We start from the raw sequence: 23,773 nt of genomic DNA, 5'->3' as shown, positions 1-23,773 counted from the left end.
ATTTAATAATATTATACCTATTAAATAGTAATAGAGGCAAATTTATACATTAAATTTTAGTAATTTTTTAATTTATCGTGATATATGTTCAAAAATAAAATTTAGAAAAAATGGACTCTTTTGAAATTAATAAAATAGTAGCTGCGGTATTAATGGTTGCACTTTTAGTTATTGGTATAGGTAAATTATCAAACGTAATATTTCATGTGGAAAAACCAAAAACTCCTGGGTATGCTGTGGAGGTTGAACAGGCTACTACAGTTTCATCAACAACTGAAAAAGCTGTAAAAGAAAAAATTGATATAGCCGCATTAATGGCAACGGGAGATATTGCTTTAGGTGAAAAAGTTTTTAAAAAATGTGCTGCATGTCACTCAATTGTCAAAGGTGGAAAAAATAATATTGGTCCTGCTTTATACAATGTTGTTGGAAGAAAAACTGGAGCCATTACAGATTACAAATATTCTAAAGCTTTAGCCTCATTTGAGAAAGAATGGACTTTTGAAGAATTAAACGGTTACTTAACAAAACCTGCTAAGTGGATTAAGGGAACAAAAATGGCATTCGCTGGATTAAGAAAAGAAAAAGATAGAGCCTCAGTTATAAAATATTTAAATCAAAATTCAGATAGTCCTATACCACTACCTTAAGTTTCCAAAACAATATAATAAAATACTTTTTTGTACATGAACTCTATTAAGAGCTTGTTGCCAAACGTGAGATTTTTTTCCTAAAAAAACTTCATCACTTACTTCAGATCCTCGAGGCAAACAGTGAAGAAAAATACAATCTTTCTTTGCATAACTCATTAATTTTTTATCTATTTTAAATTTTTTAAATTGTTCAATTTTTTTCTTTTTATTTCCTTTATCATTTAGAGATATGACTTTATCTGAAAAGATAACATCAGCTCCAATAGCAGCTTTTTAGGATCATTATAAATAAATATTTTTTTATTATTATTCTTAACCCAAGTTCTAACTTCTTTACCTGGTTCAAAATTTTTTGGACATCCCACACTAAGTTTAAATGAAAATTTTACAGATGCAGCGATTAAACTATCTAGAACATTATTAGAGTCTCCTATCCAGCAAATATTTAATTTTGAAATTGGTTTTTTCTTTATTTCTTCAGCAGTAAAAACATCAGATAATACTTGAGTTGGATGTGAAGATGGACTTAAACCATTTATTATTGGGATAGATAAATATTTTTTAAAATCTTCAATTTTTTTATCACTATCTGTTCGTAGCATAAATCCATCACCATAAGTTGATAGTATTTTAGCTGTATCAGATATGCTTTCACCACCTTGCCCAAGGTGTAATTCATTAGATCTCAGAGTTAAAGTTCCTCCTCCAAGCTGCTTTATTGCCAAATAAAAGCTTATTCTTGTTCTTGAGCTTGCTTTTTCAAACATTTGGATAAGCATTTTACCTTTTAGTGGAGACCCTTTATCAACCTCTAAGGTACTTAAATTTTTTCTAAGATTTTTTCTTTTTTTTGCATCAACAATAATTTTTCTAAGATCTTTGGCCGGTATATCTTTCAAGTTTATAAAATGTTTCATTTTAATTCAATTCTGAACAAACTTTTTTTATTATTTTAAGCGCCAAGTTAATTTCACTCTTTTTTACATTAAGTGGTGGTAAAACTCTAACAACATTTTCTGCTGCTCTTATTGTTAATAAATTATTATCCATTAGTTTTTTTATAAATTTTGTTTGATCTGTTTTAAGCTGTATTCCAATCAATAAACCTCTTCCTCTTATTTCTTTAATAATATTAGGATATTTGTTTTGTATTTCTTTAAGATTCGATAAAAAATATTTTGAAATATTTTTCACATTTTTCAAAAATTTCTTACTTAAAATTATATCCATCACTGTATTACCAACGGTCATTGCTAATGGATTGCCCCCAAAAGTAGACCCATGAGTTCCTGCTGTCATACCAGAGGCAACTTTTTTATTCATTAAAACTGCTCCAATAGGAAATCCGCCTCCAATACCTTTTGCAATTGGAGCAATATCAGGTTTTACCTTTGATTTTTCAAAAGCAAAGAAATCACCTGATCGTCCAATTCCACATTGAACCTCATCTAATATTAATAAAATATTTTTTTTATTACAAATTTTTCTAAGCTCTTTTAAACACCAATCTGGAATTACCTTAATGCCACCCTCTCCCATAATAGTTTCAATCATTATAGCTGCTGTATTTTTTGTAATTTTCTTTTTTAAAGATTTATGATTACCAAAATCAAAATGATCAAAACCAGCTACTTTAGGCCCAAAACCTTCTGTCATTTTTTTTGAACCACTTGCATATATTGCTGCTAGCGTTCTTCCATGAAAACTATTTTTAACACATAAAATTCTATTTTTTTTTGGTTTTCCGATTGAATAAAAATATCTTCTTGCAGCTTTTATTGCTGCTTCAGTTGCTTCTGCACCGCTATTTTGAAACATTACATAGTCAGCAAAAGTTTTTTTTGCTAATTTTTTAGCTAAAATTTCTCCTTCGGGAATTTGAAATGCATTTGAAACATGCCAAAGTTTTTTTGATTGTTTAATTACAGCATTTATTAATTTAGGATGTGCGTGTCCTAAAGAATTCACAGCTATTCCTTGTACAAAATCTAAATATTTTTTTCCTTTAGTTGAATAGAGAAAGCTTCCCCTTCCATATTTAAATGAAATTTTTTTTCTATTATAGTTTTTTGCTAAATAGCTCATAATTTTAATCAGTTTTTATAAATTTTAATTATTAGATACAAGTTATGATTGAAAATACCTATAAACCAATTTTAATTTAATTTTGTTGATAACTCTGAGATTTTGCTTGTTTAATTTCTTTGTGTATCAGTATATTGTTATTTATATAAACTATAATACAACATATTGATATGAGTTGGAACGAAGAAAAAGTAAACAAACTTAAAGAACTTTGGGGTAAAGGAAACACTGCAAGCCAAATTGCTGAAATAATTGGTGGTATTAGCAGGAATGCTGTAATTGGTAAGGCCCATAGATTAAACCTTTCAGCAAAAATTAAAACAAGAGCGGCAACCTCAAATCGAAATTTTGAAAATTCTTTAGAAGAAAAAAATATCAAAAGTAAAAGAGGGAGAAAAAGTAAATTTAAATCCCTAATTATTGAAAAAGACTTTGAGCCAGAAAATCCTAAACAATTAGAAGAATTAGATGAAAGTTCATGTAAATGGCCAATTGGGCATCCAGACGAAAAATCATTTTATTTTTGTGGTAGATCTTCATTAAAGGATTTTTCTTATTGTAAGCTTCATCTTTTATACGCTTACCAACCTAAAGGTAAAAAAGAAGAAGTTACAGACAAAGAAGAAGTACCAGAATTTATTGAGAAAAAAATAAAATCAGCTTAAAAACTAATTATTAATATTCTCTAAATCTTTATTTATAAGATATTTTTCAGTCGAGAATTGCCCACCTTCTCTCCACATGTAGCAATACTTTTTAACTTCCTGATCAAAGAACCTTACACTAGGAGTTCCAATATCTGAATTAGTTTTATATTTTCCAGATGAAACGTTGTCATATTTTAATAATCTCAATTGATCTCTTGTAAGCAACGGAGTTGGTAAAATTTCAAAAAATCTTGCTGTCAATTCAGCAATTGGCAAAGGGAAAGGTAACAAAATTCTTTTTTTACCAATTAATATCTGTAATTTTTCTAAAAGCTCCTTGAAAGTTATGATTTCTGGACCAGTACATTCAATTATTTTCGAATAAATATTTTTAGAGATAACGTGATAAATAGTATCTGTTAAGTCAGAACAATGAATTGGAGTAAATTTTGTCTTACCTTCATAATAAATTGGAAAAGCTGGCAATCTATTTAGCAAGGTCATAAAGTTTGTAGTAAAATTATCGTCTACAGAATATACTACTGATGGTCTTAAGATTGTAGCTAACGGGAAATTTTTTAACACATTGCCTTCTCCTTCTAATTTACTTTTTGCATAATCAGAATCTATTGCATCATTTATTCCTAAAGCTGATAAATGAATAAAATGCTTAAGATTATACTCTTTACAGAGTTTAGCTAACAATGAAGGTAAAACTGAGTGAATATTTTTAAATGTATTGCCACGTTTTTTTTCAAATAAAATTCCAATTAAATTTATGCAAATATCTGCTTTTTTAAAAAGACTTCTAATTTTTTTTTCATCAAAAATATTAGCCTCTACAACATCAATATAGCCCGCATTAGCTTGTGTTTTAATTATGTAACTCTTTTGATGAACATTTCTTGTTACAACTGTTACTCTGTAGTTATTTTTAGTTAGCTTCCTAATTAAGTTTCGACCAATTTGACCACTGCCACCAAAAATTAGACAATTTTTTGCTTTCATTTGAATTCCATTATATATGTTTAGAAATGAGTAATAATATTCAACTTCATAAAAATGATTTACCAGATGATTTAGATTTAGGCAATCTAATAGCAGTTGATGGTGAGTTTATGGGTCTTAATTTCAGACGAGATCCTCTTTGCCTAATTCAGATATCTTCAGGAAATTCTGATGCTCATATAATCCAGTTTGATAGGAAGAACTACAATGCTCCAAATTTAGCAAAATTACTTGCCGATGAAAATACAACAAAAATATTTCATTATGGAAGAGCAGACATGGCTCATATCAAATATTATTTAAAAACAGATACTAACAATATTCTTGATACCAAAATTGCTTCAAAATTAGCAAGATCTTACTCTGATAGTCATTCACTAAAAACATTAATAAAAGAATTTATTAATATTGATATTAGTAAACAGTTTCAAAGTTCAGATTTTGGTGGTGAACTTTCTCCAGCTCAATTGAAATATTGTGCCAATGACGTGCTGTATTTACATAAAATTCATGAAGAACTAAATAAAATATTAGAAAGAGAAAATAGAATTGATCTTTATAAGGATTGCTTAAAATTTTTAAAAACTAGAGTAAACTTAGATTTAGCATTATTTAAAGATGATATCTGGTCCCACTAATGACTAAAAAATTTATACCGTTAGCAAAAAAAGTAATTGATCTTGAGATACAAGCTTTACAAAAATTAAAAAAAAAAATTGATAATTCATTTAATAAAGCTGTAGTCGAAATTGCAAAATGTAAATCTAAAGTAATTTTATGTGGCGTGGGCAAAAGTGGGTTGATAGCAGCCAAAATATCAGCAACTTTATCCTCAGTTGGTACCCCATCTTTCAATTTATCTGCAAGTGACTCTTCTCATGGTGACTTAGGAAGTATTTCAAAAAAAGATATTTTAATTTTAATAAGCTACTCAGGTAAAACTAGTGAACTTAAAAATATAATTCAATATGCAAATAGAAATAAAATTATGCTGATAGGAATTATGTCTAAAAGAGACTCTATTTTATATAAAGCATCAGATATTAGACTTATAATTCCTGAAGTAAAAGAATCAGGTGGCATTGTTCCAACTTCAAGTACTACAGCACAGCTAGCCCTAGGAGACGCATTAGCAATATCAGCTATGCAGTATAAAAAGTTTGGTAAATTTGATTTTAAAAAAATACATCCTGCAGGCAATCTTGGAGCTCAATTAAAAACTGTTGAAGATATAATGTTAACAGGGAACAAAATTCCTTTTGTAAAAGAAAATTTAAATATGAAAAGAGCTATCAAAATATTAAGTAATAAAAAACTAGGAATTTTAATTGTTCAAAATAAACAAAAAAAAACTATTGGTGTAATTACTGATGGTCAAATTAGACGTTACAACGAAAAGAAACAAAATTTGAATGAAATGAATGTTGCAGAAATAATGACAAAAAACCCTATTAGTATTGATAAACAGTCTCTAGCAGCGAAAGCATTGGCACTAATGAATGAAAAAAAAATTACCTCGCTTTGTGTGCATGATAAAAAAAATAAGTATAAAACAACAGGTGTTCTTCATATACATAATATCCTGCAATCAAATATTGGTTGATGAAAAAAAAAATTTTTGTAAAGATAATTCTCATTTTATCTTTAATAATCATATCTTGGTTTGTTTATTCAAAATATTTTAAAGAAGATGAGAACTTATTGTTTAAACCACTAAATCCAACAACAAAAAATGAAGGCGAAGCTATTTATAATTCAAATATTATCAAAGATATAAATTACTCTTCAAAAGATTTAAAAGGTAATGAATATATTCTAGTCGCAAAAAAAGGTGAAATTGACCTAGATGATAGTGATATAATTTTTCTCACTAATGTTACGGCTTATATAAAATTAGTTAAAAATTCTGAATTAATCGTGATTAACTCTGATTATGGCAAATATAACACCATAAATTATGACACTATTTTTTCAAAAAATGTAAAAATAGATTATGTTGACAATATAATTACAGGTGATTATTTAGATTTCTCTATGATGAAGAATTTACTTATTATTTCACGAAATGTTGTTTACAAAAATCTTGAGAATACAATGAGGGCAGATGTGATCGAACTCGATACAATTACAAAAGATACAAAAATTTTTATGTATAATTCAAGTGAACAAGTTAACGTTACAAATATAAAATAAAATGGGATTAGTTAAACAATTTAGAATTAAATCACACAAAAAACCAAATTCAATTATTTCTTTTGAAAATATAAATCTTTCTTATGGGAGTAGATTAATTTTAGATAATATAAATTTCAAAATTAATGAAGGTCAAATTTTTGGAATGCTTGGTCCAAACGGAGTTGGCAAAAGTACAATTTTTAATTTAATAACTGGGCTAATTCAGCCAAATAGTGGAAAAATTAAATTAAACAATACAGATGTTTTAGATTACCCAATCTATTTGAGAACAAAGAAATTTCACATTGGCTATGTTCCTCAATATGGTGGATATTTTAATGATCTGACTTTATATCAAAATTTAAAAGCTATTGCTGAAATTGTAATCAACGATAAAAGTAAAGAAGAATATAAAATTAATTCCTTAATTTCTAAACTTGAATTAGAAAATTTAAAAAATGTTGAGGCTAAATTTTTATCTGGAGGTCAAAAGAAAAAGTTAGTTATTGCTTTATCGCTATTGAGTGACCCAAAAGTTCTTCTTTTAGATGAATGCTTTGCCGCCCTTGATGTTTTGACAATTAAAATGTTGCAAGAAATAATTGTAAATTTACAAAAAGAGACAAATATAACAATTTGCATATGTGACCATCAAGCAAGAGATTTGTTAGCTTGTGTAGATAAAGCCATGATACTTAGTAACTGTAAAATTGTTGCTGAAGGTTCGCCTCAAGAATTAGTAAATAATATAGATGCTAAAAGTGCTTATTTCGGTGACTCTTTTAATTTTAAATAAATTTAATGGCCAATCAAATCACCGTAAAAAATAAAATTGAAGACTTTAATAAAAGTATAACTGTTTCTGGAGATAAAAGCCTAAGTATAAGATGGGTTTTGTTTTCCTCAATAGCAAAGGGTAAGTCAAAAGCTTATAATTTACTTTTATCTGAAGATGTTTTGGCTGCGATTAATGCAGTTAAAAAGTTAGGGGCACAAGTAAAATTAAATAAAAATAATTGCACAATCATTGGCAATGGACAAGGTGGCTACAAATACAAAAAAAATATAACAATTAATTCAGAAAATTCAGGAACTTTAGGAAGATTAATTATGGGTCTGTTAATTGATACACCTCATACAATAAAAATTATTGGTGATAAAAGTTTATCTAAAAGAGATTTTAATAGAATAGCAGAGCCCTTAAAAAAATTTGGTGCGGATATCAAACTAACAAATAAAGGATTGCCCTTAAGAATAAAAGGAATTGAAAAACCATTTCCAATTAATTATTTGGAGAGTAAGGGCTCAGCCCAAGTTAAAAGTAGCATTATTTTAGCAGGCTTAAAAACGGAAGGCAAAACTTTTATCAAAGCGAAACCAAGCAGGAATCACACTGAGCTTTTATGTAAATACTTAAAGTTACCTTTAAAAGTGAAAAAGAAAAAAAACTATGATTTAATAGAAGTAGAAAAAGCTAGAAAAATAAAACCTTTAAATTATAAGATACCATCAGACATCAGCTCAGGTGCTTTTTTTATCGTCTTAACAGCACTATCTACTAATTCAAAATTATTGATTAAAAATGTAAACATCAATCCATCTAGAATTGGCATAATTACTATTTTAAAGAAGATGGGTGTTAATATCCAGTTTAAAAATAAAAAGAATTATAAAGGTGAGCTCCTAGCTGATATTTCAATTACAAGTACGAAAAAATTGAAACCAATTAATTGTCCCCCTAAACTAAACAGTGGTGCCATTGACGAATTTTTAATAATTTTTTTAGTTGCAGCTAAAGCGAATGGAGTTTCATACTTTAAAGACATTGGTGAACTTAACCAAAAGGAAAGTCCTAGATTAAAATGGGGTGCAAAAATATTGAATAAAATGGGAATTAAAACAATAACAACTGTTAGCTCCATAAAAATATTTGGTAACCCTAATTTAAAGATTAATAAAAAGATTGTTATTAAAGATTACCTAAAAGATCATCGAGTTTTCATGGCTAGTGTAATCGCAGCCTCAGTATTTGGTGGAACATGGAATATTCATGATAAAGACTCTATTAAAACTTCCTTTCCAACATTCCTAGATATAGTAAATAGTTTAAAAAAATAATGATAAAAAGAAAAAATATTATTAAAATTGCAATCGATTCTCCTGCTGCCGCTGGAGCTGGAACATTAGCAAAAGCGATTTCTAAACATTACAATCTTTTTTATTTAGATACAGGAAAAATTTATAGAATGATTGCTTATCTAAAAATTAAATTTCCAAAAAAATTTAATCAAAACTTTATCAAATATAAAATTAAAACTCTCAAAGTAAAAAATCTTGCTAATAAAGCCTTACTATCAGATGAAGTTGGGACCGAAGCATCAATTATATCAAAAGTGAAAAGTACAAGGAAACTTGTTCATTCATTTCAACTAAATTTTGCCTATAATCCTCCAAAAAACTACAAAGGGTCTTGTCTTGATGGAAGGGATATTACTTACAATATTGTACCAGATGCTGATTTTAAATTCTTCATTACGGCAAATGTAAAAATAAGAGCGCTGAGAAGGTATAAAGAGCTTAAAAGTTTGAGGAAGGAAATTTCCTTTAAAGAAGTGCTAAAAAGTATCCAAAAACGTGATAAAAGTGACTATAATAGAAAAACAGCACCTCTTAAGAAAACTAAAGATTCAGTGTTGCTAAATACATCGAAACTTACTAAAAGAGCGTGTTTTTTAAAAATAAAAAAAATTATAGACAGGAAAATTAATACTTAATGGAAATATACAAAGACCTTTCAAATCCAGCGTCACAAGAATTCGAAAAATTACTAAATAGCCAGCTCTCTAAAATCCAAATTGAAGAAGGTAAAATCATAGAAGGTAAGATTAACAAGATTACTGAAAAATTTGTTTTCTTATTTGTTGAGGGCTTAAAAAGTGAACCAGTGCTTGATGTGAATGAATTAAAAAGCATGGGTCTTGGTGAAAAAATAAAAGTTGGTGAAACTATTCCAGTATTATTAGAAAAAATTGAAGACAAACATGGTGAAGTGCTAGTTTCTGCTAGCAAAGCTCAAAAAATTAAAGGTTGGGACAAGCTTGTTGAAGCTTATGAGAAAAATGAACCAATTATGGGTAAAATTACTTCAAAATGTAAAGGTGGATGTATTGTTGAACACATCGATACTGGCTCTCTTATGTTTTTACCTGGATCACAAATTAGTGACAAACCTCTAAAGGACATCTCACACCTTATGGGAGAACCACAGAAATTCGCGTTAATAAAATTAGACAAGGTTAGAGGAAATGCTTGTGTTTCAAGAAGAGAAATAATTTCATCATTCAAAAAAGAAGATAAAGCAAAAATTATTGAAAAATATAAAGTTGGAGATATCATCAAGGGAGCTGAGGTTAAAGGCTATAGTTCTTTTGGATGTTTCTTTAACGTTAATGGTGAGCTTGATGTTTTAGTTCACTTACAAGAAATTTCTTATTCAAGAGTTAATCATCCCGATGAAGTTTTTAACATTGGTGAAAAACACGATTTAAAAGTGATTACTGTCGATAAAGAGAAGCTGCAAGTTGGTTGTTCAGTAAAACAACTATCTCCAGATCCTTTTGAACATATTGAAAACTATGAATTAAATAAAATTTATAAAGTTAAAGTTGTAAAATTAATGGACTTTGGTGCATTCTGTGAATTAGAGCCGGGACTTACAACACTACTTCACTCAAGTGAACTAAGTTGGACTAAGAAAAACATTTCAGCCAAAAAAATGTTTAAAGTCGGAGATGAGATTGACTGCATAATTACTGAGATCGATAAAGATAAAAGACGTGTCGCAATTTCACATAGATTAACTCAAGACAATCCGTTTGAAACATTTGAAACAAAATATCCTGTTGGAACAATTGTTGAAGGTGAAGTAGTTAATAAAAACGAGTACTCGCTATTTGTTAAAGTTGAAGACTTAGATGTTGATGCATTTTTGCACTGCAATGATTTAACTTATCTTAACAATGGTGAAGAAGAATTAGAGAAGTATAAAAAAGGTGATAAAATTAAAGTTAAAGTGCTTGAAGTCAAAGCTTCAGAACAAAAAATTAGAGTTGGCTTAAGACAAACTCAAGCAGATCCTTTTGATTATTTTAATGATAAGGAAAAAAATCAAACTATTACTGTTAAAGTTATATCTACAGATAACAAAAGTTTAACTGTGAGACCTGAAAATTGTGAAATGGATTTTCAAATTAAAAAATCAGAAATTGCTATAAATGCAGCAGATGCCCGACCGTCAAGATGGACAGGTGGTGAAAAAGTTGATGTAGCCATAAAAGAAATTCAGGTAGATAAGAGAAAAGTAGTTTTAAGTATTAAACTGTTAGAAGAAATTGAGAAAAAAGAAGCTTTAGATAAATATGGATCTGAAGGATCTGGTAAAAACTTACCTTTCTCATCACTTTCTGAAGATTTAAAGAAAAAAGAAGAAGAAAAAGAGTAAACAGAAGATTTAAATTGGCTATTGTAAAATCAAAGCTTTTAAAACAACTCTCCGTAAACTATCCTAATTTTCTAAAAAAAGACCTAGAAAAATTTACCAATATAATTTTAAGTGAAATTAAACGCGCCCTTAAAAGAGGTGATCGAGTTGAACTAAGGGGTTTTGGAGTATTTTCAACCAATATCCAAAAAGCTCGAATTTCAAGAAACCCTAAAACAGGCGAAAAAGTAAACACACCAGAAAAAAAAACAATTCACTTTAAAATGTCAAAAGACTTGTTTAAAAAATTAAACGATGAAACATAAAAACATTTTTGTTGCTTGTGATACTTCTAATTTAAGTGAAATAAAAAAAATCATAAAACAAACCCAGACGAATAAACTTAAAGTTGTTCCAAAATTTGGTCTACAATTTTTTTATTCAAAAAATGGAAGAAAATTTTTAGAAAATTTTAAAAAAGACTTTTGGCTAGATTTAAAAATTAACGATATTCCACAAACAGCATTATCTGCATTAGACAGCTTAAAAGATCTTAAAAAATGTAAATATATAACTGTTCATGCAAATGGTGGCCTGGATATGTTGAAAGCCATAAAAAAGAAAGCTAGATCAATCCGTAAAGATTTAAAAGTACTTGGAGTTACAATTCTTACAAGTCTTAATAATAAATCTCTTAAAGAAATAGGACATACAAAATCTGTGGAGCAACTAGTATTAAAACAAGCTGGTCTAATAAAAAAATCAGGCTGTGATGGTATAGTTTGCTCTGCACAAGAAGCTAAAATGATTAGAAAAAAATATAAAAAATTATTTATTGTCACTCCTGGAATAAGATTGCCTGGAGATAGCGCTAACGATCAATCAAGAGTAATGACCCCTAATGATGCTTTTAAGAATAATGTATCTGGAATTGTAATGGGAAGATCGTTAATTAAAGGAAATATTAGAAATAATACTCAAAGATTAATTGACCACTTAAATAAATGATCAAGGGATCTAAAATCTGTGGGATCTCAGATCTCGATACTCTTAATTTTATAGTTAATCATCCATATCCATCTCAATTTATTGGTTTCATTTGTAATTATAAAAAAAGTTCAAGATATGTTGAGTTTGAAAAGTTAAAAAAACTTTTAGCTTTAGATAAAAAAAAATCTAATTATGTAGCAGTATTAGTAAAGCCTGATGAAGATATTTTAGAAAAAATTAAATTTCTTCCATTTGATTATTATCAAATTTATGACCACACACCTGAAGAAATAAAAAAAATTAAGCAAAAGTATAATAAAAAGATTATTTCAGCTCTTACAGTTTCTAATCAGGATGACATTAATAAGTACAAAAATTTTGAAGATATTTCAGACATATTGCTTTTTGACTCTAAAGGTTATGAAAAAACTGAGTCTTTTAATCATAATTTTTTAGAGAATATAAATAGTTCAAAGCCAATTATGGTTGCAGGTGACATCAAAACTGATGATTTAAATAATTTTAAAGATAAGCCTTTTTTGATAGATGTCAGTGGCAATTTAGAGTCTGAAAAAGGTATTAAGGATATAAATAAAATTGATAAGTTTTTAAATACAGTCCATAATATAAGTTCTTAAAAATTATCTATGACAAAAAATTCGTTAAAAACAGGTCCAGATGAATTAGGTTATTACGGCGAAGGTGACACTGCTATGGGTGGAATGGCAGTTGGCGAAACACTTATGCCAGCACTTCATGAATTAAGTAAAGGGTTTGAAGAAGCTGTTAAAGATAAGGAATTTTTAGATGAATATGCTTATTATTGTAAACACTACATTGGAAGACCTTCACCATTGTATTATGCAGAAAATCTAACAAAAAAATTAGGTGGTGCAAAAATTTTATTTAAGCAAGAACATTTAAATCATACTGGAAGTCATAAAATTAATAACAGTTTATTTCAGGTCTTGCTTGCAAAAAGAATGGGTAAAACTCATTTAATTTGTGAGTCTGGAGCTGGACAACATTATAGTGCAACAGCTGCCGTCGCTGCAAAATTCAATATGCCTTTAATAGGTGTAATGGGTGACGTTGATGTAAAGAGAGTTAATCAAAATATCATCAAAGCAAAACATTATGGTGCAAAATTAGAAACAGTTCCTGGCACTCTTAAAGAAGCTATTACATCCGCAATTAAAATTTGGTCTAGTAATCCAGATTATGCTTACATATGTGGGTCTGCTGTTTCATCAGCACCCTTTCCTAAACTAGTTGCATTCGCTCAAAGTATTATTGGAAAAGAAATAAGAGAACAATCAATGGAACAGGAAGGAAAAATTCCAGATATGATTGTGGGATGTGTTGGAGGTGGCTCAAATTTTGCAGGAGCTATTTACGAATTCTTAGATGAACCTAATGTTAAAAAAATAGGAGTTGAAGCAGCAGAAACTGCTGCATTATCAAATGGTACGCCTGGAATTATGCAAGGTATGAAAACTTATATGTTGCAAACTGATGATGGTGCTAAATCTTTAGGTGGAATGAGTTTGGGTGCTGGAATAACATATTTTTCAGTTGGACCTATGCATTCATATTTAAAAGATCAAAAAGCTGTTAGCTACTCATCTGCAACTGATCAAGAAATGTTAGATGCCTATAAAATGATTGCTCAAACAGAAGGAATTTGTTCAGCCTTAGAACCTATGGCAGGTGCTGCTGAAATCATTTTTAGACAAGCAAAAGATAAGCCTAAAGATTACATCATATGTCTTAGCCTATGCGGCAGAGGTGAAAAAGATTTGGACACAATTCAAGAACACATTGGTAAAGATTTTGAGTAAAAGATTAGATAAAATTTTTAAATCACCTACTCCTAAAACAAAATTAGTATCTTATTTTGTAGGCTGCTACCCAACTCCAGAAATAAGTTTAGAGTTGATCAAGCAAGCAATTGATAATGGGGTGTCTATATTAGAAATTGGCTATTGCACATCTGAAGCAAGTGCAGAAGGACCTATAATTAAAGCTGCTCATGACCATGTATTGAATAATGGACATAATCTTAATGATATTATTAAACTAGTTAGGGATATAAGAGATTATAATCAAGATGTGGGAATTGTATTGATGGGCTATATTGCTAATTTATACAAGTATCCTATTTCAAACTTTGTAGACGATATTAAAGTGTCAGGCGCTGATGCTGTTTTAGTTGTGGATGCCCCTCATGAGTTGAAAGAAGAAAATCAACTAAGGGATGCTCTAAATAAAAACGGATTATCACTTATTAAACTAGCTGCTCCTACCACCAATGATAACAGACTAAAGGATATTGTTAATATAGCCTCTGGATTTTTGTACCAGGTCAATGTTTCGGGTGTAACAGGAGTTAAATCAGCAAACGAAACTGATGTTACAAATTTTGTAAAAAGAATCAGAAATTTAACCGACATCCCTATTTGTTCTGGATTTGGAATTAAAAGTCCTAAAGATGCTAAAAAAATGGCAAATAGTGGTTGTAATGGCGTTATTGTTGGATCAGCATTTGTGAAATATATTCAAGATAATATTAAGAACAAAGATTTACCACAAAGTTTAGGCAATTTAGTAAAAAATTTTACAGAAGAATTAAATTAATATGGTCAATTGGATAACTAAAATAATCAAGGCAGGAGAGAAGATCAAAACTGCTTTACATGAAAGAGCTTCGAAAGAAGATATTGCAAAAAGTGATTGGACTAGTTGTTGTAGAGGTCCCATTCTAAAAAAAGATTTAGAGCAAAACTTATGGGTTTGCCCTGATTGTAACAAGCATCACCGAATAAAGCCTAGCCAAAGATTTGATATTTTATTTGGTAAAAATAATTATGAAGTATTTAAAACCCCTATTCCAAAAGATGATCCTTTAAACTGGACCGACTCTAAATCTTATAAAGATAGATTAAAAAGTGCACGTAAAAAAACGGGTATGGAATGTGGAATGATGGTTGCTTGTGGAGCTATCAACAATATCAAGATAACAGCAGTTGCATCAGACTTTGACTTTCTAGGTGCTTCAATGGCTGCAGCTGAGGGAGAAGCTTTTTTATATGGCATTCAACATGCTATAGAAAATAGAACTCCTTTTATATGTATTAGTGCTGGTGGTGGAATGAGAATGATGGAAAGTTTAATTTCATTGTCCCAAATGACCAGAACAACTCTTGCAATTAATGAATTAAAGAAAAATGGTTTGCCTTATTTAGTATGCATCACCGATCCTACAGCGGGCGGTATTACAGCTTCTTATGCAATGTTGGGTGATATTCATATTGCAGAACCAGGTGCCTTAATAGCTTTTGCAGGTGCTAGAGTTATTCAAGGAACTGTTAAAGAGGAATTGCCTGAAGGATTTCAAAAAAGTGAATATGTTGAAAAAACAGGTTTTGTCGATCTAATTGTTGAGCGTAAAGATCTTGTATCAAAAATAGGAACTTTATTATCAATATTGTTAAAACAAAATTCTGTTATAAGCTCTGAACAAAATGAAACTTCAGAAGATAGTAAGTCGCTTACAAGAGCTGCATCCTAAAGAAATAGATCTAAGTTTAGATCGTATTCAAGATCTCTGTAAAAGATTAGGCAACCCTCAAGATAAACTTAAGGCCATTTCAATTGTTGGCACAAACGGTAAGTATTCAACAATCCAAGCAATGTTTGCTATTTTAAAAGAAGCAAATATAAAATGTAATATCTACACAAGTCCTCATATTAAAAGTATCAATGAAAGGTTTGTTTTTAATAATGAGCAACTTAAAGATGAAGAATTAGCAAAATTATTTGAAGAAATTGAAAGCGCTAACAATAATGAACCTATTACCTTTTTTGAAATACTAACTGCAGCTTATTTTTTAAAAGCTTCTCAATATCCAGACAATATAAATTTAATAGAAACTGGCCTATTTCATAGGTTTGACGCCACTAATATCTTAAAGAATAATCTAGCAAGTATAGTAACCTCTATTGGACTTGATCATTTAGATTGGTTGCCAGAGAACGAACGTACTGTTGAAAAAATTATCTATGAGAAAACTTCAACTCTTTTAAATTCAAATATTATTGTTGCTAAACAAAGTAATAAAAAAATTACAGATAGTATTAAAAAAACAATCTCAAATAATAGTTCAGATAAATATTTTCATAATGAAAATTATAGTTTTACTTTGAAAGAAAATGATTTCTTTTATTATGAAGATCAATTTGGAGGAATAAAACTATCATTGCCAAATGTAAAAGGTCAATTTCAGTTAGTGAATGTTTCGACAGCTATAGCAACTCTAAGAACTTTAAAGGAATTTGATATAAAAGATGATCACATTCAAAAAGGAATTACAAAAATAAATAGTATTGCAAGATTACAAGAGATTAAATCTGGCAACCTTAAAGAGCTTATTAAAGATCATCAGCTTTTTGTTGATGGATCTCATAATCCTTTAGGTGCAAAAGTGTTAAATGAATACTTGGAAAGTTTAAATTGTAACAAACATATTATTCTTGGGATGATGGCTAACAAAGATCATAATGAATATATGAGTTACTTTAAGGATGTTACAACCTTGACCACTATTGATATCCCCAATCAACCTAATTCAATTAAAGGTAAAGAACTAAAAGATAAACTTAATGGTTTTAAAAACGTTAACTACAAAGAAAGTGTAGAAGAAGCTATTAAATCAATTCCAATTAAGGAAAACGACATAATACTTATTACTGGATCTCTTTATCTTGCTGGGGAAGTATTGAATTTAAATTAGATATTTTTATCTAAAAATTCTTTCATGTGGCTTTCAGGAACTCCACCAACTTTTCTATCTACTTCAACACCTTTTTTGTAGATGATAACTGTCGGTACACCTCTAATTCCTGCTGCACTTCCAGTATTAATTCCACCATCTTCGATGTCTGCGTAATAGAAACCAGCTTTATCTTTATATTCGTCTGAAAGCTTAGTCATTACTGGAACAAGAGCTTTGCAAGGTCCACACCAAGCAGCACTGAACTGGATAACTGAAATATCTTCGTTTTTTATTTTACTATCAAAATCGTCGTCTTTAAAATCATTAAGCATATTACTGATATAATTGATTCAATTGATTATTCAATGGGCAAAAATAAATTTTTTTGATTTATTAAATTATGCGTCTGAATACTTTTGCTCTAGATTCATCACATAATCATTAATTCCATCAAGAAATTTAAGCTTTTCATCTACTGTTTTAAAGGAGAACATCTTATCTTCATTTTCTCTAATCTCATCGCACTCTGAATAAAAAGCAGAAATTGTCCACCATTTCTCCTTATTAGTACTCAATATTCTTGAAGCTATACGTCGTTTAATTTTTTTATGAATTTCTTTTGGTAGAATTTCAGGTGCCTCATTAAATATCAATCCATGACCAAAAGTAACCAATCTTTCATCTTCAAATTTATCTAATAGTGCAAACTTTTCTTTCCAATCCACTGTATGGAATTTAGGAAATAAAGCTTGATCTTTAGCAGAGGTAAATCCTCCAGAATAAATAGACTCTTCTGGCTCTATATCTTCTTGTGAAGAGGTTTCCATTTTCTCCTCAGCAGCTTCTCTTAAAATATTACAAATATCTTGTGAAAACTTTTCATTAGATTTGACTAATTCTGCTCTTTTTTTAATCAAGTTTGGATCAAGTTTATTATAAGGTTCTACTTTCATTCCAAAACTTGGATCTAAAATTATTGGAGCTTTATTTGATCTAATAGTTCTTAAAAACTTAGGAGATTTTTTCATCTCTTTTTTTAAATCTTCATAGTTTAATTTTTGAATGGCCTCAATATCAACTCTAAGATCTACTGCTTGACCCCATTTATACACTGGATGCATACAAGCATTTGGGTGAAGTGGAGCACATAAATATAATCGACTTGTTCCATAAAAATACTCATTTAATGTAAATATTTTTTCTTGCTTAACCATGTTCTCAACAATTACTTTACTACTTGTTTTAAAATATTCTTGCCAAAGTGTTGGCTGTTTTTGTTTAATTAAATCTAAAACCTTAACAGTAAGCTCTGTATCAAATAATGCAGAGTGTGCTCCAGCAGATTCAAAACCATTTAATCTTGCTAAAGACTCTAGTTTCATAGATTTATTTCCTTTAGGATTTAATTCTGTCTTTAAAACATCATCATCTATAGCAAATGCTGCTCTAACAATATTTAAAGCATCATGGCGAACATTTCCCTCCGTATTTGTCAAATATGGCTTTCTTAAAGATTTAAAAAATTCTTTTCTAATTACTTCATCATCAAAGTTGATACTTGAATAACCTAAAAAGGTTGCAGGTGACCATTCTCTAAATTTTTGTTCCACCTGAGTTAACATTTCGTAATGACTTAGATTACCTTTAGTCAATAAATCGACATTTGATTTATTAATACAAAGAGCGGTAGCACTTGGAACTCTATCTTGGGGTAGTCTACATCTTGCTTGAAAACGCTCTAATTCTCTAAAGTTTTCGTCTAATAATATTCCACCTATTTCAATAATAGTTGCCCAATCTGTTTGAGCAGAATCTGTTTCAATATCCCATACTACGTAATTCAATTTGCTCTCCTTTGTGCATAAAATTGTTCAACTTTTTCTAAAAATTTATTTTGATAATCTTTTAATCTTTCACCATCTATTAAAAACCTTTGAAACATATTATCTTTTGTGCATAGCAATATGACTGCTTGAGTAATATTAGATCCATGTACAGTGTTATGGGCTAAAGCATAAGCGCTACATTGCAAATAATAATCATCAATCCATTCATCTTTTTTGGGTTTGTTGCTTTGTTTAAAATCGATAATTGTCTCTTTATTTTCATAAATTCCCACACAGTCAGCAGCTCCTGCATACTTTCCGGGATAATATAATGTTGCCTCACAGCCCCAAATCTCATCCAATTTATTTCTTAAACCATTTTCAATAATCTGGTCAGCCATCATTCGCTCTCTAGTATTGTCTCCCAATAAATCTAAATTTAACTTACCAAGTAAAAATTTTTCCAAGTATTCATGCATCGAACTACCTCTACTGCTTGCTTCTTGAGTAATAATTGCTGCTTGCTTATGACCTACTCTTTGCTTCCAAGCTTGAAGAGATGCTTTTTTTTCCTCAGACTCAGTTGCTTTTAAAATTGTTGTCACTGATGGTAAGCGTTCTTCATTTATAGAGTAATGCCTTGAGCCATCTACTATTGATCTGGTAGATTTTGGATAAATATATTTATTATTCCACTCCATGTGATTTCTTATATTCGCTATTTTATAAAAAAAGAAATTAATTATTTGCTTGTTTTGAACGATCAACAAATTTTTCTACATTTTCTGTTTGGACTGCTTTTTCAAGTTGTTCAGGATCTTTGATACTTTCAAGAGTTCTAGTAATTGATCTTGCGTCTGTTCCAAACTTATCCACAACAGACATAGCTTCTTCTAATTTTTTTCTAAGAGAGATTATATTATCAAAGTGTTTTCCAAATCTTGAACTTATTGTTTTTAAATGATTATAAATTTCTGTTGCCCCTTTTTGAACCTTTAAAGATTGAAATCCCATATGAAGAGATTGCAAGTAAGCTGAAAGAGTATTTGGGCCACAGATTACAACTTTATGTTTTTTCATTAGTTCTTGGGTTAACAATTCTTTAGTACTTGGATCTTGGTATTCAGTTAATTCTTTATATAAACTCTCAGTTGGAGCGTATACAATTGCAAAATCTGTAGTTTTTGGTGGAACAATATATTTTTCATTAACACTTTTAGCTTTAGCTTTAAAAGCAGTAGCCAATTTTGCTCTAGCATCTGCAACAGCCTTTTTATCTTGCGCGTCATGACCATCGGTAATTGCTTTAAATTTTTCCACTGGAAAATGACTATCAACAGGAACCAAAACATCACCTTGAAGTTTGATTGCAAATTCAACATTTTCACTGGTATCTTCCTTCATCTTAACGTTAGTCATGAATTGAGAAGCAGGTAATAAGTCTTTAATCAAAGCATCTAAGCTAAACTCAGCGAGGGTTCCATATTTTTTAACTCCTGCTAAAATTTTAGTGATCCCTTCTTGGCTTTGATTTAATAATTGAACTTGCTGGTTAAAATTTCCAACTTTTTCATCTACTTTGGTTAAGGCCTCAGTCATATCTTTTGTAACCCCTGTAGATAAATTATTAAATGAGGTCGACATTGAACCCAGTGACGTATTAATAGTATTATTAAGAGTATCTTTTAAATTCTGTATTTCAGTCTTTAAGTTAGCAATCTCCTCAGCCTCTTTATTCTCATTATCATCCTTAGGCTTGGATTTTAGATTTAAATAAAGAATTGATGAAGCAATCCCTATTAATAAAACTAATAAAACAATTAAGATTATATCCATGATTCTAATAATATATTTTATAGTAAAAATATGATTAATATATTGAATTATTTAAAACTTATCTGATGGAATTATTCTTAATATTAAAAATTATATTTATAATAGGGATAATAGTTGCGCTTTATGCAGTTGCTAGAAACCTTGATATTATTAAGATTATTTTAATTTATTGGAAAGATTTAATTCTTAGAAAGTAGTTTAACTAGTTTCTTAACTTCTGGTTTTTTTACAGATGATTTTGATGTCATCATACATGCCTCTGATTTTAATATTTCTCCATCCTTTAAAATACGAAGATTATTAGCTTTTAAAGTCTCACCAGTTGAGGTTATATCAGTGATAATTTCACTTGATCCTGTAAAGGGATAAGCCTCAGTAGCCCCCAAACTTCCAACTAACTTAAATTGGGTAACTCCTTTTGAGAATAAAAATTCTCTAGTCAAATTTGGATATTTAGTTGCAACTCTTAATCTTTTTTTCTTTTTATCTTTAAATTCAAATGCGATTTCCTCTAAATCTGCAACTGTTTGAACATCGATCCATGGATCAGGAATTGCAACAACCAACGTTGCTTTTCCAAAATCATATCTTTTAGATACATTAATTTTATTTTGGATATTTACTTCACTCTCTTTTAATAAATCATATCCTGAAAAACCAAGATCTAGTGAACCATCTCCAAGTCTTTCAACTATCTCTCTTGCATGAAGATATAGAACTTTAACATTTTTTAATTGTTTTATAGATCCTAATAAATCTCTTTCACCACGCTCAGAAACTAGATTTAATTTATTTTTTTTAAATATCTTTAGAATATCTTTTCGAAGTCTACCTTTACTTGGAATACCAATATTAATTATATTTTTTTTCATTAGTAATTTAAATTTAAAGCAGCTCCAACTGCTGCTACTTGATTTTTGGCCCCAAGATCTGAAATTAATTTATCGTATCTTCCACCATTAATTATGTTTCTATTTTTTGATTTAGAATTGATATCAATTTTAAATACCATGCCTGTATAATATTCTAATTGTCTTCCAAATGAAGCAGAGAATACTACATTTAATTTTGAGATTTTATTTTCAGAGACTGGAAAATATTTCTGATCAACTATTAAATTAATCTTATTCTTTTTAAAAAACTTATTTAGCTCACTTGCGGCTTTATTAATTGGACATTTAATCTTTAAAAACTCTTTAATAATCTTTGATACATTTTCTCCTTTTTTGGTTCCTCTTGGATCTCTAATTTTATTATCAAATCTTTTTAAAATTTCATCAATTGACCTTCCTGCAATAACTTTAGATAGATCTTCTTTTAACATTTTGAAATATCGTTTCTTATCAATCTCAACAATGGTCGGATCTACATCTGAATTGGTTTCTAATCTTTTCAATAGATCATTAAAATATTTCTCTCTCCAAAAATGTCTTGATAATCTTAACTTCCAACGCTTCGGGATATCTAGTTTTGAAATTAACAAATTAAAGATTTCAACATTGCCAATTGTTAATGTGCCTGATGTATATTTAATATTTTGAAGTGATTTTAAAGAGGTATTAATAATTTCTTTATCATCATTCTTCTCATCTTTGGATCCTATGATCTCAAAACCTACTTGATCTCTTATTATAGAGTCTTTTTTATTTTGTGATTTTCGGTAAGCCTGACCACTATAAAATATCTTCTCTTTTCCTTTAAAGTTGTTCTCTAAATATCTAAGACATGATGCAATGGTTAAGTCTGGTCTTAGGCAAAGCTCACTTCCATTTTGATCGATAAAAGAAAATATAAATTTCCTAAAGTTTTCACCTGATCTTTGAACAATATGATTAGCCTCAATTACTGAAGGTAAATCGATATACTTAAATCCTTTAGATTTGACCGATCTAAGGATATTTTCAGATAAGTTTTTTGATTTCATTAATTAAATCAGCTTTTGGAATTGTTTGATTGTTTTCACCCTTAACACCTTTAAGGTTTTTAATAGTAACTGTGTTATCATTAAACTCGTTTTCCCCACAAATAACTGCAGCTGGTAATTCACGTTTATTTGCAAAGGTTAATTGTTTGCCTAGATTTTTTTTACTATCTAAAAAGATTTCAGCATTAATATTATTATCCCTTAATAGATCAACTAATTCATAATAATTTTTCAAATACTTTTGATCCATGACGCAAACTAAAACAGGTTTTTGATCTTCTATTTTAACTTGATCTAATTGCATTAAAGCAAATAATAATCTGTCTACACCAAAACTTATTCCCGTTCCTGGAATATCTACTCCTCTAAATCTTGATATTAATTTTGCATAAGCTCCCCCTGAGCATATGCTTCCAATATCTACTTCTTTTCCTTTATTGTTTGTGACTTTGAAATTTAAATTAGTCTCTACAATAAAGTCAGAATAATAAGCCAAGCCTCTTACTATTGTAAAATTCGTCTTAACTTGATTTAAATTTGATCCATATCCAAGAATTTCAAATACATTTTCTAGTTCACTTATTCCTTCTAGGGATAATGGATTTTTTAGAGTTTCTTTTAATTCTTTTAAATCTTTTATTTTTAAAAAATTTAATATTTGTGCTGCTTGATCATCAGATAGATCTGCTCCTTTAGTAACAGCACCACTTTGATCTTTTCTTTCTTTTTTTAATAAGTCTTCAACTCCTTTCAAACCAAACCCAGGTTTATCTAATTTATCAATCGCTCGGATAACCTTAATTTGTTTTTCTTCAGAAATTTTTAATTCATCAATTAATCCTTGAACTATTTTTCTATTACTTACATTGATAGTGAATTGATCTTTGTTTAATCCACAATCTGATAATGTGCTCGAAATTAAGTTACAAAGTTCAGCGTTCGCTTGGGCTGGATTAACATTTCCAACGATATCAAAGTCGGCTTGCATAAATTCTCTGTAACGACCATTTCCGGCTTTTTCGTTACGAAATACATTTTGGATTGCATATCTTTTAAATATTGAAGGGAGCTCTTGATTGTTTTGTGCAACAAATCTTGCTAATGGACTGGATAAATCATATCTAAGGGTAATGCTTTTTTCACCATCTTGAAATGAAAATACATCAGACATAGGATTGCTATCGTCTTCTGCTAAAAAAGATCCTATGTTTTCACTAATTTCAAACGAAGGGGTTTCAAGAGCCTCTGCTCCAAACTTAATAAAATTATTCTCAATTGCTTTTAATAGCTTTTTTTTGAGAAGAAGTTTTTTATCCCAACGATCTTCAAAACCTGAAGGTAATCCAGGTACTAATTTATTTTCTTTATTCATTT

Annotated in this window: 25 protein-coding genes and 1 pseudogene; 16 read left to right on the top strand and 10 right to left on the bottom strand. The window is 29.3% G+C overall.

Annotation, left to right across the window (positions count from 1 at the left end; genetic code table 11):
* The first annotated feature begins 110 nt into the window (after positions 1–110).
* The gene (locus ACIJYC_RS00500) at positions 111–650 is read left to right on the top strand and encodes a c-type cytochrome (RefSeq protein ID WP_435166553.1); all 540 of its coding nucleotides are present in this window, start codon (positions 111–113) and stop codon (positions 648–650) included.
* Here the strand turns inward: ACIJYC_RS00500 and argF are convergent.
* Positions 642–1,570, bottom strand: a pseudogene (argF, locus tag ACIJYC_RS00495) (ornithine carbamoyltransferase). The gene ACIJYC_RS00500 and the pseudogene argF overlap by 9 nt on opposite strands.
* A gap of 1 nt (position 1,571) precedes the next feature.
* Positions 1,572–2,738, bottom strand: coding sequence for an aspartate aminotransferase family protein (locus tag ACIJYC_RS00490; RefSeq protein ID WP_435166550.1), 1,167 nt, complete (start codon positions 2,736–2,738; stop codon positions 1,572–1,574).
* Between the two features lie 170 nt (positions 2,739–2,908).
* Here ACIJYC_RS00490 and ACIJYC_RS00485 point away from each other — a divergent pair, with 170 nt between their 5' ends.
* Complete coding sequence (locus ACIJYC_RS00485; protein WP_435166547.1) at positions 2,909–3,403, top strand: GcrA family cell cycle regulator; 495 nt, start codon at positions 2,909–2,911, stop codon at positions 3,401–3,403.
* Between the two features lie 3 nt (positions 3,404–3,406).
* Here ACIJYC_RS00485 and ACIJYC_RS00480 read toward each other — a convergent pair whose 3' ends face one another.
* Positions 3,407–4,393 carry a complex I NDUFA9 subunit family protein gene (locus tag ACIJYC_RS00480; protein WP_435166544.1) on the bottom strand — a complete coding sequence of 329 codons (987 nt, stop codon included), beginning with the start codon at positions 4,391–4,393 and terminating at the stop codon, positions 3,407–3,409.
* Positions 4,394–4,419: 26 nt separating this feature from the next.
* Here ACIJYC_RS00480 and ACIJYC_RS00475 point away from each other — a divergent pair, with 26 nt between their 5' ends.
* Genes ACIJYC_RS00475 through ACIJYC_RS00410 form a run of 14 tightly spaced genes read left to right on the top strand, consistent with a single transcriptional unit; the run spans position 4,420 to position 16,831 of the window.
* Complete coding sequence (locus ACIJYC_RS00475; protein WP_435166541.1) at positions 4,420–5,031, top strand: ribonuclease D; 612 nt, start codon at positions 4,420–4,422, stop codon at positions 5,029–5,031.
* Positions 5,031–5,996 (top strand): KpsF/GutQ family sugar-phosphate isomerase, encoded by a 966-nt coding sequence (locus tag ACIJYC_RS00470; RefSeq protein ID WP_435166538.1) that lies wholly within the window; start codon positions 5,031–5,033, stop codon positions 5,994–5,996. Before ACIJYC_RS00475 ends, ACIJYC_RS00470 begins: the two co-directional genes overlap by 1 nt.
* The gene (gene lptC / locus ACIJYC_RS00465; RefSeq protein WP_435166535.1) at positions 5,996–6,586 is read left to right on the top strand and encodes an LPS export ABC transporter periplasmic protein LptC; all 591 of its coding nucleotides are present in this window, start codon (positions 5,996–5,998) and stop codon (positions 6,584–6,586) included. Before ACIJYC_RS00470 ends, lptC begins: the two co-directional genes overlap by 1 nt.
* Position 6,587: 1 nt before the next feature.
* Positions 6,588–7,364 (top strand): ATP-binding cassette domain-containing protein, encoded by a 777-nt coding sequence (locus ACIJYC_RS00460; protein ID WP_435166532.1) that lies wholly within the window; start codon positions 6,588–6,590, stop codon positions 7,362–7,364.
* A 5-nt stretch (positions 7,365–7,369) separates the two neighbouring features.
* Positions 7,370–8,686: a 3-phosphoshikimate 1-carboxyvinyltransferase gene (gene aroA, locus ACIJYC_RS00455; protein ID WP_435166529.1), complete on the top strand. Its 1,317-nt coding sequence runs from the start codon at positions 7,370–7,372 to the stop codon at positions 8,684–8,686.
* Complete coding sequence (gene cmk / locus ACIJYC_RS00450; protein ID WP_435166526.1) at positions 8,686–9,342, top strand: (d)CMP kinase; 657 nt, start codon at positions 8,686–8,688, stop codon at positions 9,340–9,342. The genes aroA and cmk overlap by 1 nt, the downstream gene beginning before the upstream one ends.
* Positions 9,342–11,069: a S1 RNA-binding domain-containing protein gene (locus ACIJYC_RS00445; protein WP_435166523.1), complete on the top strand. Its 1,728-nt coding sequence runs from the start codon at positions 9,342–9,344 to the stop codon at positions 11,067–11,069. Before cmk ends, ACIJYC_RS00445 begins: the two co-directional genes overlap by 1 nt.
* 14 nt (positions 11,070–11,083) lie before the next feature.
* Complete coding sequence (locus ACIJYC_RS00440) at positions 11,084–11,374, top strand: HU family DNA-binding protein (protein WP_435166520.1); 291 nt, start codon at positions 11,084–11,086, stop codon at positions 11,372–11,374.
* Positions 11,364–12,056 (top strand): orotidine-5'-phosphate decarboxylase, encoded by a 693-nt coding sequence (gene pyrF / locus ACIJYC_RS00435; protein WP_435166517.1) that lies wholly within the window; start codon positions 11,364–11,366, stop codon positions 12,054–12,056. The genes ACIJYC_RS00440 and pyrF overlap by 11 nt, the downstream gene beginning before the upstream one ends.
* Positions 12,053–12,676 (top strand): phosphoribosylanthranilate isomerase, encoded by a 624-nt coding sequence (locus ACIJYC_RS00430; protein ID WP_435166514.1) that lies wholly within the window; start codon positions 12,053–12,055, stop codon positions 12,674–12,676. Before pyrF ends, ACIJYC_RS00430 begins: the two co-directional genes overlap by 4 nt.
* A gap of 9 nt (positions 12,677–12,685) precedes the next feature.
* Positions 12,686–13,879 (top strand): tryptophan synthase subunit beta, encoded by a 1,194-nt coding sequence (gene trpB, locus ACIJYC_RS00425; protein ID WP_435166511.1) that lies wholly within the window; start codon positions 12,686–12,688, stop codon positions 13,877–13,879.
* Entirely contained in the window at positions 13,872–14,675 is an 804-nt protein-coding gene (gene trpA / locus ACIJYC_RS00420) for a tryptophan synthase subunit alpha (RefSeq protein WP_435166508.1), read from the top strand. Before trpB ends, trpA begins: the two co-directional genes overlap by 8 nt.
* Before the next feature lies 1 nt (position 14,676).
* Positions 14,677–15,609: an acetyl-CoA carboxylase carboxyltransferase subunit beta gene (locus ACIJYC_RS00415; RefSeq protein WP_435166505.1), complete on the top strand. Its 933-nt coding sequence runs from the start codon at positions 14,677–14,679 to the stop codon at positions 15,607–15,609.
* Positions 15,563–16,831, top strand: a complete 1,269-nt coding sequence (locus ACIJYC_RS00410) for a bifunctional folylpolyglutamate synthase/dihydrofolate synthase (protein ID WP_435166502.1) — start codon at positions 15,563–15,565, stop codon at positions 16,829–16,831. Before ACIJYC_RS00415 ends, ACIJYC_RS00410 begins: the two co-directional genes overlap by 47 nt.
* Here ACIJYC_RS00410 and ACIJYC_RS00405 read toward each other — a convergent pair.
* The 7 genes from ACIJYC_RS00405 to hisS form a co-directional block, all read right to left on the bottom strand.
* Positions 16,828–17,145, bottom strand: coding sequence for a thioredoxin family protein (locus tag ACIJYC_RS00405; RefSeq protein ID WP_028036230.1), 318 nt, complete (start codon positions 17,143–17,145; stop codon positions 16,828–16,830). The genes ACIJYC_RS00410 and ACIJYC_RS00405 overlap by 4 nt on opposite strands.
* 66 nt (positions 17,146–17,211) lie before the next feature.
* On the bottom strand, positions 17,212–18,657 hold the full coding sequence (locus tag ACIJYC_RS00400; RefSeq protein ID WP_435166499.1) for an exonuclease domain-containing protein: 1,446 nt from the start codon (positions 18,655–18,657) through the stop codon (positions 17,212–17,214).
* The gene (locus tag ACIJYC_RS00395) at positions 18,654–19,340 is read right to left on the bottom strand and encodes a hypothetical protein (protein WP_435166496.1); all 687 of its coding nucleotides are present in this window, start codon (positions 19,338–19,340) and stop codon (positions 18,654–18,656) included. The genes ACIJYC_RS00400 and ACIJYC_RS00395 overlap by 4 nt, the downstream gene beginning before the upstream one ends.
* 37 nt (positions 19,341–19,377) lie before the next feature.
* Entirely contained in the window at positions 19,378–20,475 is a 1,098-nt protein-coding gene (locus tag ACIJYC_RS00390; protein ID WP_435166494.1) for a DNA recombination protein RmuC, read from the bottom strand.
* Positions 20,476–20,654: 179 nt separating this feature from the next.
* Entirely contained in the window at positions 20,655–21,347 is a 693-nt protein-coding gene (hisG, locus tag ACIJYC_RS00385; RefSeq protein ID WP_435166491.1) for an ATP phosphoribosyltransferase, read from the bottom strand.
* Positions 21,347–22,399, bottom strand: coding sequence for an ATP phosphoribosyltransferase regulatory subunit (locus ACIJYC_RS00380; RefSeq protein WP_435166488.1), 1,053 nt, complete (start codon positions 22,397–22,399; stop codon positions 21,347–21,349). The genes hisG and ACIJYC_RS00380 overlap by 1 nt, the downstream gene beginning before the upstream one ends.
* Positions 22,377–23,771 (bottom strand): histidine--tRNA ligase, encoded by a 1,395-nt coding sequence (hisS, locus tag ACIJYC_RS00375; protein WP_435166485.1) that lies wholly within the window; start codon positions 23,769–23,771, stop codon positions 22,377–22,379. Before hisS ends, ACIJYC_RS00380 begins: the two co-directional genes overlap by 23 nt.
* Positions 23,772–23,773 lie beyond the last annotated feature (2 nt).

It is taken from the genome of Candidatus Pelagibacter bacterium nBUS_28 (genome assembly GCF_051200915.1).
Taxonomy (GTDB): Bacteria; Pseudomonadota; Alphaproteobacteria; order Pelagibacterales; family Pelagibacteraceae; genus Pelagibacter.
Note: the sequence above shows the minus strand (reverse complement) of the source record. Positions and strands in the feature narration are given on the sequence as shown.